Raw genomic sequence first — 15519 nt, 5'->3', positions numbered from 1 at the left:
ACAAAAAGCACGGGATAAAAAAGGGTGGAAAAACGGGGCGCAGAGCCCCGTTTCATCAGCCCATCCGGTAGTTGGGGGCTTCTTTGGTAATGGTCACGTCGTGAACGTGGGACTCTTTCATCCCGGCGCCCGAGATGCGCACGAACTCGGCCTTGGTGCGCATGTCGTCGATGGTCGCGCTGCCGGTCAGACCCATGGAGGAGCGCAGGCCACCCATCTGCTGGTGGATGATCTCTTTGAGGCGGCCCTTGTACGGCACGCGCCCTTCGATCCCTTCCGGCACCAGCTTGTCGGCGGCGTTGTCGGTCTGGAAGTAACGGTCGCTGGAGCCCTTGGACATGGCACCCAGAGAGCCCATGCCGCGGTAGGACTTGAAGGAGCGGCCCTGATAGAGCTCGATCTCGCCCGGCGCCTCTTCGGTACCGGCAAACATGGAGCCCACCATGACGCAGCTTGCGCCCGCGGCGATGGCCTTGGCCACGTCACCGGAGAAGCGGATGCCGCCATCGGCAATCACCGGCACGCCGGTGCCTTCCAGGGCGTCAACGGCGTCGGAGATGGCGGTGATCTGGGGCACGCCCACGCCGGTCACGATACGGGTAGTACAGATGGAGCCCGGGCCGATACCGACCTTGACGGCGTTGACACCCGCTTCCACCAGCGCCTTGGCGCCAGCGGCAGTGGCGACGTTGCCACCGATGATTTGCAGGTCAGGATAGGCTTCACGGGTCGCCTTGATGCGATCCAGCACGCCCTGGGAGTGGCCGTGGGAGGAGTCAATCAGCAGCACGTCCACACCGGCTTCCACCAGGGCGGCGACGCGCTCTTCGTTGCCAGCACCGGCACCGACGGCGGCACCGACCCGCAGACGGCCACGCTCGTCTTTGCAGGCGTTGGGCTTGCGCTCGGCTTTCTGGAAGTCCTTCACGGTGATCATGCCCTTGAGCTTGAAGTCGCCGTTGACCACCAGCACCTTCTCGATGCGGTGCTTTTGCATCAGGGCCACCACCTCTTCGCGAGGGGCCCCTTCACGCACGGTGACCAGACGATCTTTCTGGGTCATGATCTGTTCGACAGTCTGGGAGAGATCAATGACGAAGCGCACGTCACGGCCGGTGATGATGCCCACCAGCTGGTTGCCGTCAGTCACCACGGGGTAACCGGCGAAACCGTTCTTGTGGCTCAGCTCCTTGATCTGGGCGATGGTCATGTCAGGGCGCACGGTAACGGGGTCGCTGACCACGCCGCTCTCGTACTTCTTGACCTTGCGCACTTCGGCAGCCTGCTGCTCGATGGACATGTTCTTGTGAATGAAGCCGATACCGCCTTCCTGGGCCAGTGCGATAGCCAGACGGGCTTCGGTCACTGTGTCCATGGCAGCGGAGATCATCGGGATATTCAGCGTGATCGCAGACGTGAGCTTGGTACGCAGGTCGGCGGTATTGGGGAGAACAGTGGAGTGGGCTGGAACCAACAGTACATCGTCGAAGGTCAGCGCTTCTTTGGCAATCCTGAGCATGGCAATATCTCACCGTTGAGGAGTGGGGGTGTAAAATATTGCCGACAAATTTTACTCATGCATTGGGCAGTGGTAAAGAAGTTTTTTGAATTTTTTATGGCGTAGCCCGATTTAACGCCACCAACAGGGCAAAAAACCAATAAATTCAGCCGTAACCATGCCGTTTTTCCCGACAAGATGATCTTTTTTGCCGTTGAGCCCCTTTCTGCCGCCAGTCTCCCGGAACGACCTTTTTTCCCTCTCAGCCGTCAGCCAGACCGGCGGTCAGTTCCCCTGATAGCGGCCCGGCTTGTGCCAGTTCATCAGCATGGCGTTCATGGCCAGCGCACTCAGGGTTGACCAGAGCAGCAGGGGAAGCGGCAGGGTGAGCAGAGAGAGCGCAAACACCAGCACATCCAGCACCATCTGGCTCTTTCCCGCATTGATGCCGGTGCGCCGTTGCAGCCAGAGCGTCACCACGCCGGTGCCCCCCACGGAGGCATTGTGGCGCGCCAGAGACAAGACCCCCATGCCGAGGAAGGTTCCCCCCACCAGGGCGGCAAACAGGGGATGGACATAGCTCACCGTCAGCAGCAGCGGCACCGCCTGGGTGGCCGCCGAGAGGGCGACGTTGACGATCAGCGTCTTGAGGGTGAAGGCGCGCCCCATGGTGGCGTAGCAGAACACCATGAAGGGCAGGTTCACCAGGAAGAAGAGCACGCCGATGGGCAGGGTGCTGACATGGGCGATCAGCAGGGCGATGCCCGCGATGCCACCGGTGATCATGCCGGAACACTTGAGCAGATTGAGCCCCACGGCGATAAACATGACCCCGAGCACCATGCCGTAGACATCGTCCTTGAGGGTATGGGCCAGCCCCCTGCCCGCAGCCGCTGGCTGCATGGTCATTTCACCTTCCATATGACTCCTTAGATCCGATTTGATGGTGGCATCCGTTGCCCGACAACCAGGCCGCATTGGGGCTGATGGCGGCGACCCGTTCACCTTGCCGTCCCCACCCCCAATCTTGCGTCCCCCGCCCCCTGATCTCGCCATCATGGGGATGACAAGGCACAGCAAAAAGAGCGCCAATCAAAACAAGAGTCCGTGATACCATAAATAATCGGATTTAAATTCCGATAAATGCGCAATATGCAGGTCGAATGCACCACTTCCGTGATCGGCCATCACAGTGGCGCAGCATGTTTACCCGAGTCACCGAGAAAGGCCTCGTGGTATCCCCTTCACAGCCCGGTTTTTCGGCAGATCATGTCGATAGGATGCCGCTTTTCAGCATGGATGATGCCTGTCATGGGGGAAATCCGGGGGCCAAACGGCGTGTTTCTTCGGGGCGGGCTCCAGGGGCGGATGTGGATGGAGTGCACCAATCAAGTGCGCTTGCACCATCATGGAGCAACTGAGTGGCACAGTTTGCCTTGCATCGCGGCGCAAAGGCGACATGGGCACCGCTTTGCTCACTGCCATGAGCACTGCAATGAGCACTGCAATGAGCACTGCAATATGCAGAGCATGAAGTGACTCGGGCGGCGGATGCACTACTTCCCTTCCCTCTAGCCCCCTTCCCATGAGCGTGCTGGTCGCGAGTCCACAGGTCTGCCCATTCACCAGCCCCTCCGCAGCCAGAGTCCCATCAGGATGGGGCATCCATTCAGGCATAGGCAGAAGGCAGAATAAAAAAGTCGGCCCGAAGGCCGACTCGCTGTCCCCTGTGACAGGGCTTCCTTACTTGAGGTATTTGCCGTCCGCGCCCACCTTGCCCGGGCCGTTCAGTACCCAGACCCTCGCCGAATAGGCGGGCACCGCAAAGCTCAGGCTGCCGTTGCTGACGCTCTGGCTCGCACCGGTTACCGCGTCCGTGTAGGTGCCGTTCTTCAGGCCACTCAGGTTTATCTGCTGGGCCGAGTTGGCCGCAAGGCCCACGGCAGCGTAGCTCCCTTGGGCGCTCAGATCACGCACGAAGCTGATGCCGCTCCCCCACTCGTTCACCTGGCTCATGGGCGCCTTTTGCAGGGCGGGCACCGCCTTGCGGATCTGGTTCAGGCGCTTGATGTGCTGATAGAGCGGGTGGCTCGGGGTGGCGGGGTTGTCCAGCACCTCCCCGTAGTAGGCACGACCGGTCTGATCCACCGTCATGGTGGCCCCGTCGATGTCCTGGGGCTTGCCCGCCTGGAACATCACCTCCTCCCCGTAGTAGAGGGTCGGGATCCCCCGCGCCGTCCAGAGCAGGTTGTAGGTCATGGCCGCATTCCCCTCTTCCCCGCCGTAGCGGTACTTGAAGTCATTGTCCGGCCCCACGTCGTGGTTCTGGAAGAAGGTGATGAGCTTGGTGGCATCCCCATAGACCCAATCCATGGCGAAGATCCCCCCTACCCCGCCAAAGTTCCCCCGGGTGACGTTGTCACGGAAGGTGGAGAACAGCGAGAAGTCCAGCACCGAGAGGCCGGAATCGCCCCCTGCACGGGGATTGGCCGGGTTCGGCGTGGTGCGGGTATACCACCAGGGGCGGATCACCGCCGAGGCATTGTCGTTGGCCAGCTCAGAGCCCCATCCGGTGCCCTTGACCAGGTTTTCGCCAAAGACGAACAGCCCCGGCTTGTGGGCCTGCCAGTCATGGACATAGGTCAGCAGTTCGTCCCGCTCGATGTGTTTCAAGGTATCGATGCGAATCGCATCCACCCCCATGTCGAGGTACTGACGAATGGCGCCGTTGAGGTAGTCCTTGACGTTCTGGTTGCCGGTGGCGAGATCGATGCAGTCCCCCGCCATGTGCTTGCGCTGCAGGGCAAGCGGGCTCTCCCAGTCACCGCCGGACATGAAACCGTCCAGGTGATACCAGGCGGGATCCAGGGTTTGGGCGTCGATGCCGAAGAAGCGGTTTGGGTTGTAGCCTGCGCTCGGCACGGTGGCGCCGGTCTTGGGATCTACCAGGGGCTGGGTGCCCGCCGGATCGGACTGGCAGCGGGCCTTGTACCAGTCGGGAGCCGCCGGGTTGTCGTCGTCACAGCGATTGGCGCTGGCGTAATCCCCAAGATTGCCCTGATAGGGGCCATTGTTGATGAGCCCCTGGCTCGACCCCGCCGGTACGTAGTATTTGACGGGCAGGCGATCGATCCAGGTCTTGCCGCGCAGGCCGTACTGGCTCGAGTGGTTGAGCACCACATCCTGGATCACCTTGAGCCCCTTGGCGTGGGCCGCCTGGATGAACTCCCGGTAACCCGCCCCCGGCGACTCCAGACGGGGATCGACCCGGTAGAAGTCGTAGGCATGGTAGCCGTGGTAGTCGAGGCCGGAGCGGTTCTCCACCGGCGGCGTCACCCAGATGGCGGTGAAGCCGAGATCCTTGATGTAGTCGAGCTTGGCGATCAACCCCTTGAAGTCGCCACGCCACTGGGGATCCCCCGCCTTGTAGCGATCCCGGTTGTAGTAGTTGTTGCTGGCATCGCCATCATAGAAGCGGGCAGTCAGCAGGAAGTAGATGCTCTCGGCACGAAAGTCGCCGCTCGCCACCCCCTGCTCGCCGATACGGTACTCGAAGCGCTGCTCGCGCTGATTGCCGCTGGCGTCGATGGCAAGGGTGCGGATCACCAGATCGGTGCCGCTCCCCTTGTCACTCGCCACCAGGGGCTGGCCTGCATAGCGGGCCGATGCCGTGGTGGGCTGGCTGCCGTCCGTCGTGAAATGCACGGCGGGGGCGCTGTCCTGATCGTCGCTCACTCCCAGGGTGATGGATTGACTGTCCACATAACTCCCCGGAGACGGGGTAGCCGTCACCGTGGGGGCCTGCAGATCGGCCCCGGCCAGCGTCTCCACCTCGATGGCCTTGCGCAGGCTGTCAAAGCAGATGCGATAACTGGTGTTGGCGCTGACCAGATAATCCTGGGCCGGATACGCCTCGGTCCAGTCCCCCTTGTGGTCAATCTTGAAGCGGGGGTTGTTGCTGCCAAAGGCCTGCTCGGTGCAGAAGGTGGTGCCATCCTCGCTGGTCATGGGGGTGAGCCCCCAATTGTTGGCCGTGCCCCGGAAGTACCAGCTGTCGCTGCTCTGTCCTGCCCCGACCACCACACTCACGCTGCTGCTGCCCTTGGCGCCCTGATCGTCGGTGACCGTGAGGCCATAGGTGAAGGTGCCGGTCTGGGTGGTGTTGACGACAATGCTCTCCGTGGTCTCGCTGCTGCTCCACAGATAGCTCGCGATCTGGCCGTCGGGATCCGTGGAGTCGCTGCCGCTCAAGGTGAGCGACGCCCCCTGGGTCACGTTCACCGTCCCCCCCGGGGTGATGACCGCGAGCGGCGGCTGGTTGTCATCCCCAAGGGGGGTGATGCTGTAGGCCAGGGTCTGATCGTTGACCTGGATGCGCACCGTGCCCACGGCGCTCCAGAAGATGTCGCCGCCACTTTTCTCCAGCACGCCGTCGCCGTTGCTGTCGCCAAAGTTGACGGCCCAGTCCCCAGCCTGATCAAACTTGAGGCGCTGGCTCGCCTTGCCATCCAGGTAGGCTTCCACCTGCCACAGGTGATCCCCTACCAGGGTCATGGGGAGGCTGGCCCAGCCGTTGAAGGTGCCGCGCACGTTGAGCTGCGGCAAGGTGCTGGCAAACCCCGAGGCCTCGCAACTGGCCACCGCCGTCGCGCTCACCGCCTGGGTGCTCGCGTTGATGCGGATCTGGTACGCCGTATTGGCATTGACCCCGTAGTCGGCCGCCGGGTAGCTCTGCTGCCAGTTGCCGTACCTGTCTATCTTGAAGCGCGGGCCGCCGCTGGCATCCCCGCTCACGAAGCGCTGGCAGGTATCAAAATTGACGCCGTCCGTCGACGTCATGGCGGTCGCCGCCCATCCATTCGCGGTGCCCCGGAAGAACCACTCCGCCGCCGTGCTCGGCGCCGTGATCAGGGTTCCCAACAATCCGGCCGCGAGTATCCATCTAGCCATTGATAGTCCTTTATTTTCATTGTTTGTGTGTGATGCCGGTGTGTCCCGGCATTCCTCATCCGCAATGTCCCGCCTTCGAATGAGTCACGCCAGTCTAGGGCGTGCACTGGTCGATTCATGGCCAATGCGTATGAAATGTGACCGAAATCGCCCCGTGGATAATGCAGATGTGATTGATAGCGCTTTCATCTCTGCTTGAGCGAGGGAGAGAGCAGCGCGACCCGCTGTGGCGCCCCCCTGACATGGACAGTCCCTGGGCGTGTCTGCCCCGAAGGCGCTCCCTTTCTCGCCTCCAATCATGGCTCGGGGCGGCCCTGGCGCTGACACACCTGATTAAAACGCGATTGATAATGTTTCTTGTTTGCAGGCTATCCGATGGCGCATGCTGGGCGCCGAGGCCCGGTTTCGGGGCCAATTCCATCGACATTCGAGTACGAATATGACGACCAGCGAGAAGGCAGGCTGATGGACGCCTGCGCAATGAGGCCGGCCTTTGGCCGCGACAAGCTGGCATTTGGCCCGGTTCACCTTGCCTGCCTGGCCGTCGCCCTTGCCCTGCATCTCGCCCTCCTCTGGCTGATGCAAGGCAGCCGCCCCGCCCCCGTCACGCCCCCCGAGCCCATCACCTTGTCTGCCCGCTGGGCCGGCGAGTCGGACAAAGATGACGCACCGGCCAAGCCGGCGGCGCCAGCGGCCACTCCGGCTCCCCCTCGGGAGGTGAAGAAACCGGCACCTGTGCCGCCGAAAGTGGTCAAGCCGGTCGTCAAGAAACCGGCTCCCAAACCGGCGCCCACTCCGCCAAAGCCCAAGCCAGTACCGATGACCAAACCAGCGCCAGTGGCCAGGGCCGAGCCGGTGGTCGCGCCCTCTGCGCCTGCTACCCCGCAGACGGCGGCCAATACCCAGAGCGCGAGTGGCGCCAGTGCGCCGCCGACCAAGTCCCGCCAGACTGGGGCCGGGGCCGGCAGCAGTGCCCCCATCGCACGGGATGCCAGGCTGAACAACCCCGAGCCTCCCTACCCTCCGGAGTCACGCCGACGGGGAGAAGAGGGGCGCGTGGTATTGAAGGTCCGAGTCAGCAAGGAGGGCACCGCCGAGTCGGTCGACGTGGAGCAGAGCAGTGGTCATCGACGCCTGGACATGGTCGCCCGCAAGACCGTCAGCCGTTGGCGCTTCATTCCAGCCAAACAGAACAATACCGCCGTCCCAGCCTGGACAGGGGTTACCATTATTTTCAAGCTAGGAAACTAACCATGAATCCGGAAATCGAAACAAGCGGGATGGGCATAACGCATCTGCTCAGCCAAAACACCGGGATGGGCCTGATCCCGCTGATCCTGCTGGTACTGATGTCGCTCGGCACCTGCTACTACGGGTTGCTCAAGCTCTGGCTTGACCATCGCGAGCAGCGTCTGAACGCCCGTTTCCTGGGGGCCTTCTGGCACCATGAGAGCGTGCAGGCGATGGCGAACCAGCTCGCCCAGACGCCCCCTGAAGAAGCCTGCGGCAGGATAACGAGTGCGGCACTGACGGCGGTTGCCCAGATTGAGCGATCCCAGGGACGGGCCGCCTCCCTCAAGCTGGGTTCCCCCGACGACTTCTTGCTGCGCGCCCTGCGCCAGACCATCAGCGCGGAGCGGATCCGCCTCGAGCACGGCTTGGCCTTCCTCGCCTCCGTCGGCTCCGCGGCCCCCTTCATCGGGCTCTTTGGCACCGTCTGGGGCATCTATCACGCCCTGCTGGCCATAGGGGCCGCGGGTCAGAGCAGCCTGGACAAGGTCGCAGGCCCGGTCGGTGAGGCCCTCATCATGACCGGCTTCGGTCTCGCCGTCGCCCTGCCGGCGGTGCTTATCTACAACTTCTTCGTGCGCCGCAACCGCCTCAAACTCGCGGCGCTGGACGAGTTTGCCTACGACCTGTTCGCCCTGCTGGTGACCGGCGTGGAGCAGAGCGCCTCCAGGGTGACGCCACTGGCCGCCGTCGACAGCGCCAAGCAGGGGCAGATGTAATGGCTTTCGGAAAACTTCCCGGGGAATCGGACGAGCAGCCCCTCTGTGAGATCAACATGATCCCGATGATCGACGTCATGCTGGTGCTGCTCATCGTCTTCATGATCACCGCCCCCCTGCTCACCAACGCGGTCAAGCTCGAGTTGCCCGAGGCCAGCAGCCAGGTCAATCAGCCCAAGCAGGAGGATGTGATCCTCTCCATCGACGGTGCCGGCAAGATCTACTGGAACGACAAGCAGGTCGATGAGACGGCGCTGCTCGCCGAGATGGTCAAGGCCAGCGAGGCCAAGCCGGAGATCCCCGAGATCCAGCTGCGCATCGACAAGAGCGTGGAGTACGGCGCCATCGCCAAGGTGATGGCACAGGCCTCCCAGCACGGGTTACACAAGATAGCGTTCGTCAGCCAGCCTGAAAGCGAGTGATGGCCAGGAAGAGAGCAACTCGTGTAACAAGGCATCACCCAGGTGGTGCCTTGTTTATTGGCCCCCCCTATACCCGGTTGCCAGCGGCGGGACTGCCCTGCATGATGCAAGGCCGCCCCGCCATTTCAAGGAGAGAAGATGAGACCATCGGATTACGTGAGGCTGCTGGCGCTGGCGGCCATCTGGGGTGCCAGCTTCTTGTTCATGCGCATCGCGGCGCCGGCGTTCGGCTCGGTCAACACCACCTTCCTGCGGGTCTTCTTCGCCCTCGTCGGGCTCGCCGCCATGCTCCTGCTGCTGCGCACCCCCATGCAGTTTCAGGGCAAGCTCAAATCCATCATGGTGCTTGGCATCATCAACTCCGGCGTCCCCTTCCTGATGTATGCCGTGGCGGCCCTCTGGCTGCCCGCGGGGTATTCCGCCATCCTCAACGCCACCACGCCCCTGATGGGAGCCCTCATCGGCTTCTCCTTCTTTCACGAGGCGCTGACCTTGCGCAAGTGGGCCGGGGTGATGCTGGGGCTGGTGGGCATCGGGCTCATCACCACCACCGGGGAGGTCGACCTGAGCGGCCAACTGGCCATCGGGGTGCTGGCCTGCCTCATCGCCACCGCCTGCTATGGCTGCGCCGGCTTTCTGACGAGGCGCTGGGTCACCGAGCGGGGAGGCCTGGACGCCAAACTGGTGGCCTTTGGCAGCCAGATAGGGGCCGTCCTCTTCCTGCTTCCCTTCTTCGGCTACACCCTGGCGACCGGCCCCGCCGTCGACTGGGCCCAGCCTGGGGTCTGGGCCAGCGTGCTGGCGGTCGGCTTCCTCTGCACCGCCTTCGCCTATCTGCTCTATTTCAGGCTGATCGCCGACATCGGCCCCCTGCGAAGCCTCACTGTCACCTTCCTCATTCCGCCCTTCGGCATCCTGTGGGGCTATCTGGTGCTGGGGGAAACCCTCACCGGCGGCTTCGTGTTCGGCGGCGCCGTGGTCTGCCTCGCGGTCTGGCTGGTGACCAGCCCCGCCAGAGCCGTCAAGCCGGCCAAGGCACAAGCCTAGGCTCCGCGTCATCTGCCGGACCCATGGCTCGGCAGATGGGCGCAACTGGGGTAAGATGACCCCCATCGTTTCTCCCGCCCCGGCGGACACCACAGCAGGGCCAGCCTTGAATCACCTCGAACCCGCCAGTCAAAGCAGACAACAGCAGATCTTCACCGTCACCCGCCTCAACAGCGCCGTGCGCATGATCCTGGAGCAGGATCTGGGGCTGGTGTGGCTCACCGGCGAGCTTTCCAACCTGGCGATGCCAAGTTCCGGCCACTGGTACTTCTCCTTGAAGGACATGTCGGCCCAGGTGCGCTGCGCCATGTTCAAGGGCAACAACCGCCGGGTGCCGTTCCGTCCCCAGGATGGCATGCAGGTACTGGTGCAGGCGCGAGTCTCCCTCTATGAACCCCGGGGCGACTACCAGCTCATCATCGAGTCCATGCAGCCCGCCGGGGATGGCATGCTGGCCCTGCGCTTCGAGGAGCTCAAGCGCCGCCTCGGGGCCGAAGGGCTCTTTGACGAAGGGCGCAAGCGCCCCTTGCCCCGGGAACCCCGCGCCGTGGGGCTGGTCACCTCCGCCACCGGCGCCGCCCTGCACGACATGCTGACGGTGCTTGAACGCCGCGCCCCGGACTTGCCCGTTTTCATCTACCCGACCCAGGTGCAGGGGAGCGCCGCCACCGCCCAGATCGTCTCGGCCATCATGCTTGCCAACCGCCGCGCCGAGGTGGATGTGCTCATCGTCGGACGCGGCGGCGGCTCCCTTGAAGATCTCTGGTGCTTCAACGAAGAGGCGGTGGCACGGGCCATCGCAGGCTCCGCCATCCCCGTGGTGAGCGCCGTAGGACACGAGGTGGACGTCACCATCAGCGACTTTGCCGCCGACCTTCGTGCCCCCACCCCCTCTGCCGCCGCCGAGCTGGTGGCGCCGGACAGGCGCACCCGCGCCCAGCGCCTCGTGCACCTGCGCCAGCGGCTCACCCAGGCCATGAGCCGTCACCAGGTCGCCGCCCGCCATGGCTTCGTCTTGCTGCAGAAGCGGCTCGACCATCAGGATCCCAAGCGACGGCTGGAGCAGCAGTCCCAGCGCCTCGACGAGCTCGACCGCCGCTTGCAGCAGCACCTGCGTGATCGCCTGCACCAGGGGGAGCGGCGCCTCGCGGGCCTCGCCATGCGCCTGCAGGCCAGAAGCCCCGAAAAGCTGCTGGCCATCGGCAAACGTCGTCACCAGCTGGCCGAGGAGCGCCTCCATGCCCTCATCGCAAAACGCCAGGATCTCGCCCGCCACCGCCTCGCCATGCTGGGAGCCCGCCTCGACGGCATCAGCCCGCTGGCCACCCTGGGGCGCGGTTACGCCATCGTGCGCACCCCCTCCGGGGAGGTGATCCGCCGCGCATCCCAGGTCAATGCAGGCCAGACCCTGATCACCACCCTCGCAGAGGGAGCGCTGCGGGTACGGGTGGACGAGGTCCACCAGCCATAACGAACAAGGGGGGCACATCAAGTGCCCCCTTGTCTATCATCCCCTCTTTGCCCGGCCCTCTCGGCCAGCGCACTCACACCAGTGAATGGCGCACCGCCTGCGCCGGATCGGCAGACGCCGTATCCGACCCCGCCAGCGGGTTGGTCTGTAAGTATTCAAACAACCCGGCCTGCAGATTCACGTTCCAGAAACGCCCCGCCAGGGTGAGGGCGAGACGCTCGGCCGAGAGCCGTGCCAGCCCGTGTCGCAGCCAGGCCTCAAAGAGCGGCATCAGGTGGGAGACCAGCCCCTGTGGCAATTGCGACAACGCCAGCCATCCGGTGTCGAGCCCCCCTCTCAGCAACCCGTCGAGACGGGCATCAGGATTGGGCCTCATCACCATGCCGGGAGCACGCACGCCCTTCGCCTGCGCCTCATGCCAGGGCGCCAGATCCCGGCCATACATGAGGCCGTGGCCGTGAATGTTGCCCCCCGCCCCTGCGCCGAAGGGCAGGATCTCGGCGCCCCACTTGGCCATCTGGTTGTAGCGGCTCTGCTCGGCATCGGTGCGCCGCCAGTGGCTGCAGGAGAGCCGATCCCAGCCCCCCGCCTCCAGCGTCCGTGCCCCGTCGGCATACATGACTGCCCGCTGCTGGCCATCGGCGGCCCAGCCCAGGGTGCCTTTCTCGTCGGCGCGCGCCAGGTTGGTGCCCGCCATGGAGATGAGTTGATAGAGATCCACCCCGTGCACACCGCTCGCCATCACATCCGCGATATCCTGGCGCCACACGGCCTCATCTTGCCCCGGCAGACCGAAGATGAGATCCGCCACGATCACCGCCTCGTTGTGGCGGGTCAGCGCCGCCAGCCGGGCCAGCAAGGTCTCCCTGTCATCGAAGCGGGCCGCCTGCTGGCGCACGCGGGTATCAAAACTCTGCACGCCGAACGAGAAGCGGTTGAAACCGCCCGCCAGGGCCGTCTGCCACTTCTCGTCATCAAAGCCGTTGAGTCGCCCCTCCAGGGTCAGCTCCGCATCCACGGTCAGGGGAAAACGGCGGATGGCGCTGGCCAGGCGGGCGAGATCGCCCGCCGCCATGTCGGTTGGCGTGCCGCCCCCCACATAGACCGCCGAGAAAGGCCGGCTCTGGACGAGCGGCGTCTCGGCTGCCTGGTGCAGCGACCCGCAGAGTGCCTCCATGTAGCGGCTCATGCGCGTCGGATTGGCGCCGTTTTCGAAGAAGTTGCAAAAACTGCAGCGCTTGCGGCAAAACGGGATATGGATATAGAGCGCTCGGGCCTTGGCCTCGCTCTCCTGCTGCCACCAGGCTTGCCAGCCGGCATCGTCCAGCATCAGGGGGGCGGCCCCTCCCCGGCTGGCATGGGCCGACGTCTTGGCGGTGAAGGCGAATTTGAGGGGATCCGGGGTACAAAGCCCCGTCATGGTCGAAGAAAGCTGGAGAGTCGTCACTGGGGTTACCCTGCGTAAATAACGCAAATGATAACGAATATCAGTTGCAGGTATTTGTGCTGGATCAAGTCGGGAAGGATTGAGTCGTCACTCTGTCTCCATCAGGGCAACAGCGCGTCAGACAAGGAAGGCGTGAAACAACAAGGGAAGAGAGCCACTCTCCCACTGGAGAGTGGTGGCACACACAGGATCAGGCGGTTGATTCAAGGCTCCCGACGGGAGCGCCGCGCCGATACCGGCTGACGGGGGTCAGCCATTGCCGATGATGATGGCAACCCGGCGATTTTCCGCTCGTCCGGCAGCGGTCGCGTTGTCGGCGATGGGCGCCTCTTCTCCGCGGCCGCGGATATCCAGGTTCCCCTGGGGCATACCCACCGACACCAGGACATCGGCCACCGACCGTGCCCGCTTGAGGGAGAGTTGCTGGTTGTAGGCCTCATCACCGTTGGAGTCGGTATGACCGTCCACCCGTGCCCGGTTCAGTCCTACCTCAATCAGGGCCTTGCCGAGTTTCTCCACCACCTGGCGGGTCTCGGGGTTGAGGGCCCCCACATTGTTGGCGAACAGCACCTTGTTGGAGATATCCAGGGTCCATCCCTCGTCGGTCAGGTGAAAGCCCTGCTCCTTCAAGGCGGCGATCTGCTCCGCCGTGAGCCCCTGGGGAGGGCTCTGGCACGCCGCCAGCACACTCAGCAACAGTGCCACCAGGCCCGCTTTGATCGGGTTCAACATGCGCATTCTTATCATCCTTTCACTATTTCCGGTTCAACTTCACGTGCTCGTTTTTCGTGTTTCTCTCTCCTCCCTGCGTTGTCGTTTGGCTTGATACATGGCGTCGTCTGCCCATTGCAGCAGGGCATCCGCCGTCTTCCCCTGCTCGGGATAGCGGGCAGAGCCGATGCTGATCCCCACCCCGAGATGGCGACCGTCACTCAATACCACGGGGGTGTTCATGGCCTGCTGCACTCGCCCTATCACCTCGCGCACCTCGTCCTCCCCCTGGATCGGGGTCAGGAGGATGACGAACTCATCTCCCCCCAGACGGCAGACCAGATCCAGGGGCCTGAGCTGATGCTGCACCCGCCGCGCCACGGCGATCAGCACTTCGTCGCCGATGCCGTGGCCCAGGTTGTCATTGATCTGCTTGAAACGATCGCAATCCAGATAGAGCAGGGCAAAACCTTCATGCCCCTTGTTGCCTGCCAGGATGGCCTGCTCCATGCGAGCCTCGAACAGAGCGCGGTTGGGCAGACCGGTCAGGGGATCATGGGTTGCCTGATGCAGCAGGCTGGCGTTCTCCCGCTTCTGGTGGGCCTGCCAGGCTTCCAGCTCGTCGAGCAGCGAATTGAAATCCTCCCCCAGCTCGTGCAGCTCGGCGATATTGGCCGCCGGCACCCGCTCCTTGAGGGCCCGCTGGCGGCTGACGTTGTAAGCCACCTCGGTCAGGGCCTTGAGGGGTGCCGTGATGGAGCGCTGCATCCGGCGCGCCACATGGAGTGCCCCGAGAATACTGATGAGCAGGCACACCAGGGTAGCCAGCAGGGTCTGCAACAGAAATCGCAGCAGGTACTGGCCGTGACCGACCAGGTGAACCCGGGCTATCTCCTGATTCTCCCGCACCATAGGTAGCGCCACCGGTCCCGGCAGGATCAGGCGGGCCAGGTGCTGCTCCAGGGTGGTCCAGGGGGTAGTGATGTCCCGGCGCCAGCTCGCCAGCACCTGGCCGTCCGGCAGCACTATGCTGGCGCTGGCTATGTCTTCCCGGGAGGTGATGGTCTCCAGGGCATCCAGTGTCGCCTCCTTGTCATGGAAGACCACGGCCGCCTCAGTGGTGTAGCTGATGGCCCGCGCCACCAGCTTGAGGTTGTGATCCGCATAAAGGCGCAGCGCCAGCAGCGCCGTGACGGTCAGAAACAGCCCGGCCATGCAGACGGCAGTCAGGGAGATCATCATGTGGGTGCGCCCCAGACTCTGTCGCAGGGTAAGCCGGGGAGTGGCGTGATGGACCGTCATCGCACCTCCTCATCGGCTCGCGCCAGCTTGAGCACGGCCGGGTGTACTCGCACGCCGCTGCGGGCCAGCGCATCCAGATTGACCCGAAAACGCACCCTCTCCTCCCCGGCCTGCAGACAGAAGACCGCATCGGCGATGCACTCGCGGCTCTGCTCGCTGATGCTGAGGATGGCGTGACCGCGCAGGCGCTCGAACAGGGAGAGGCGCTGCGCCGGTGCCAGCACCCCCAGATAGATGACGTCACAGCGCTGGATCAGCGCCTCATCGTCCATGTCGTAGTGATGGACCTCCACCGGTCGGCCATTGGCCTGCCGTTCGATGGTCAGAAGGGATGACGCATATTCCGTCGGCGCCGTGATGCAGAGCCGAAGTCTGGCGGGCTCGCTGGGCCAGCGGGTGTAACTGAGGATATCGAGCACGGTCTGGCGCACCATGTCGCTGCGCGCCTCGGCGGAGGTTGCCGCCATGGCCTGGTTTGCCAGCATCAGCATGCAGCACAGTGGCGCCAGCCACATCAGTAACCGGAGGTAACAAAACATCTGCATGGTGCCCGAGAGAGTGTCCAGGTCGGCGCCGGGGTAACCCGACGCCCATGATGAGAGTGCCTGCATGGCACCGCACCGAGCTTACCAGCCGGGTGGCCAGCCCCCAGAGGCAAGTGG

The 15519-nt window shown here is 63.9% G+C and carries 12 protein-coding genes; 5 read left to right on the top strand and 7 right to left on the bottom strand.

What is annotated here, in order from left to right:
* Window positions 1-55: 55 nt before the first annotated feature.
* From guaB to AB5Y68_RS02790, 3 genes are all read right to left on the bottom strand, one after another.
* Window positions 56-1519 (bottom strand): IMP dehydrogenase, encoded by a 1464-nt coding sequence (guaB, locus tag AB5Y68_RS02800; RefSeq protein WP_010674549.1) that lies wholly within the window; start codon window positions 1517-1519, stop codon window positions 56-58.
* A gap of 264 nt (window positions 1520-1783) precedes the next feature.
* The gene (locus AB5Y68_RS02795; RefSeq protein ID WP_052258789.1) at window positions 1784-2419 is read right to left on the bottom strand and encodes a YitT family protein; all 636 of its coding nucleotides are present in this window, start codon (window positions 2417-2419) and stop codon (window positions 1784-1786) included.
* Window positions 2420-3241: 822 nt separating this feature from the next.
* Window positions 3242-6448: an alpha-amylase family glycosyl hydrolase gene (locus AB5Y68_RS02790; protein ID WP_234704000.1), complete on the bottom strand. Its 3207-nt coding sequence runs from the start codon at window positions 6446-6448 to the stop codon at window positions 3242-3244.
* A gap of 480 nt (window positions 6449-6928) precedes the next feature.
* On the opposite strand from AB5Y68_RS02790, the gene AB5Y68_RS02785 reads away from it, so the two are divergent.
* From AB5Y68_RS02785 to xseA, 5 genes are all read left to right on the top strand, one after another.
* Window positions 6929-7699, top strand: coding sequence for an energy transducer TonB (locus AB5Y68_RS02785; RefSeq protein WP_234703999.1), 771 nt, complete (start codon window positions 6929-6931; stop codon window positions 7697-7699).
* A gap of 2 nt (window positions 7700-7701) precedes the next feature.
* On the top strand, window positions 7702-8457 hold the full coding sequence (locus AB5Y68_RS02780) for a MotA/TolQ/ExbB proton channel family protein (protein ID WP_039039028.1): 756 nt from the start codon (window positions 7702-7704) through the stop codon (window positions 8455-8457).
* Window positions 8457-8879, top strand: coding sequence for a biopolymer transporter ExbD (locus tag AB5Y68_RS02775; protein WP_039039027.1), 423 nt, complete (start codon window positions 8457-8459; stop codon window positions 8877-8879). Before AB5Y68_RS02780 ends, AB5Y68_RS02775 begins: the two co-directional genes overlap by 1 nt.
* A gap of 138 nt (window positions 8880-9017) precedes the next feature.
* A complete protein-coding gene (locus AB5Y68_RS02770) occupies window positions 9018-9926 on the top strand; it encodes a DMT family transporter (protein WP_039039026.1) in 909 nt (302 codons plus the stop codon).
* A gap of 106 nt (window positions 9927-10032) precedes the next feature.
* Window positions 10033-11397 (top strand): exodeoxyribonuclease VII large subunit, encoded by a 1365-nt coding sequence (gene xseA, locus AB5Y68_RS02765; RefSeq protein ID WP_039039025.1) that lies wholly within the window; start codon window positions 10033-10035, stop codon window positions 11395-11397.
* 73 nt (window positions 11398-11470) lie between these two features.
* Here xseA and hutW read toward each other — a convergent pair whose 3' ends face one another.
* From hutW to AB5Y68_RS02745, 4 genes are all read right to left on the bottom strand, one after another.
* Window positions 11471-12817, bottom strand: coding sequence for a heme anaerobic degradation radical SAM methyltransferase ChuW/HutW (gene hutW, locus AB5Y68_RS02760; RefSeq protein WP_039039024.1), 1347 nt, complete (start codon window positions 12815-12817; stop codon window positions 11471-11473).
* A 276-nt stretch (window positions 12818-13093) separates the two neighbouring features.
* On the bottom strand, window positions 13094-13582 hold the full coding sequence (locus AB5Y68_RS02755) for an OmpA family protein (protein ID WP_010674543.1): 489 nt from the start codon (window positions 13580-13582) through the stop codon (window positions 13094-13096).
* A gap of 33 nt (window positions 13583-13615) precedes the next feature.
* Complete coding sequence (locus AB5Y68_RS02750; RefSeq protein ID WP_039039023.1) at window positions 13616-14857, bottom strand: diguanylate cyclase; 1242 nt, start codon at window positions 14855-14857, stop codon at window positions 13616-13618.
* Window positions 14854-15396, bottom strand: coding sequence for a YfiR family protein (locus AB5Y68_RS02745; RefSeq protein WP_323949795.1), 543 nt, complete (start codon window positions 15394-15396; stop codon window positions 14854-14856). The genes AB5Y68_RS02750 and AB5Y68_RS02745 overlap by 4 nt, the downstream gene beginning before the upstream one ends.
* Window positions 15397-15519 lie beyond the last annotated feature (123 nt).

This window comes from Aeromonas sp. R6-1, assembly GCF_040908165.1.
GTDB lineage: Bacteria > Pseudomonadota > Gammaproteobacteria > Enterobacterales > Aeromonadaceae > Aeromonas > Aeromonas caviae.
The sequence above is the reverse complement of the archived record's forward strand: the minus strand, read 5'-3'. Positions and strand labels throughout refer to the sequence as shown.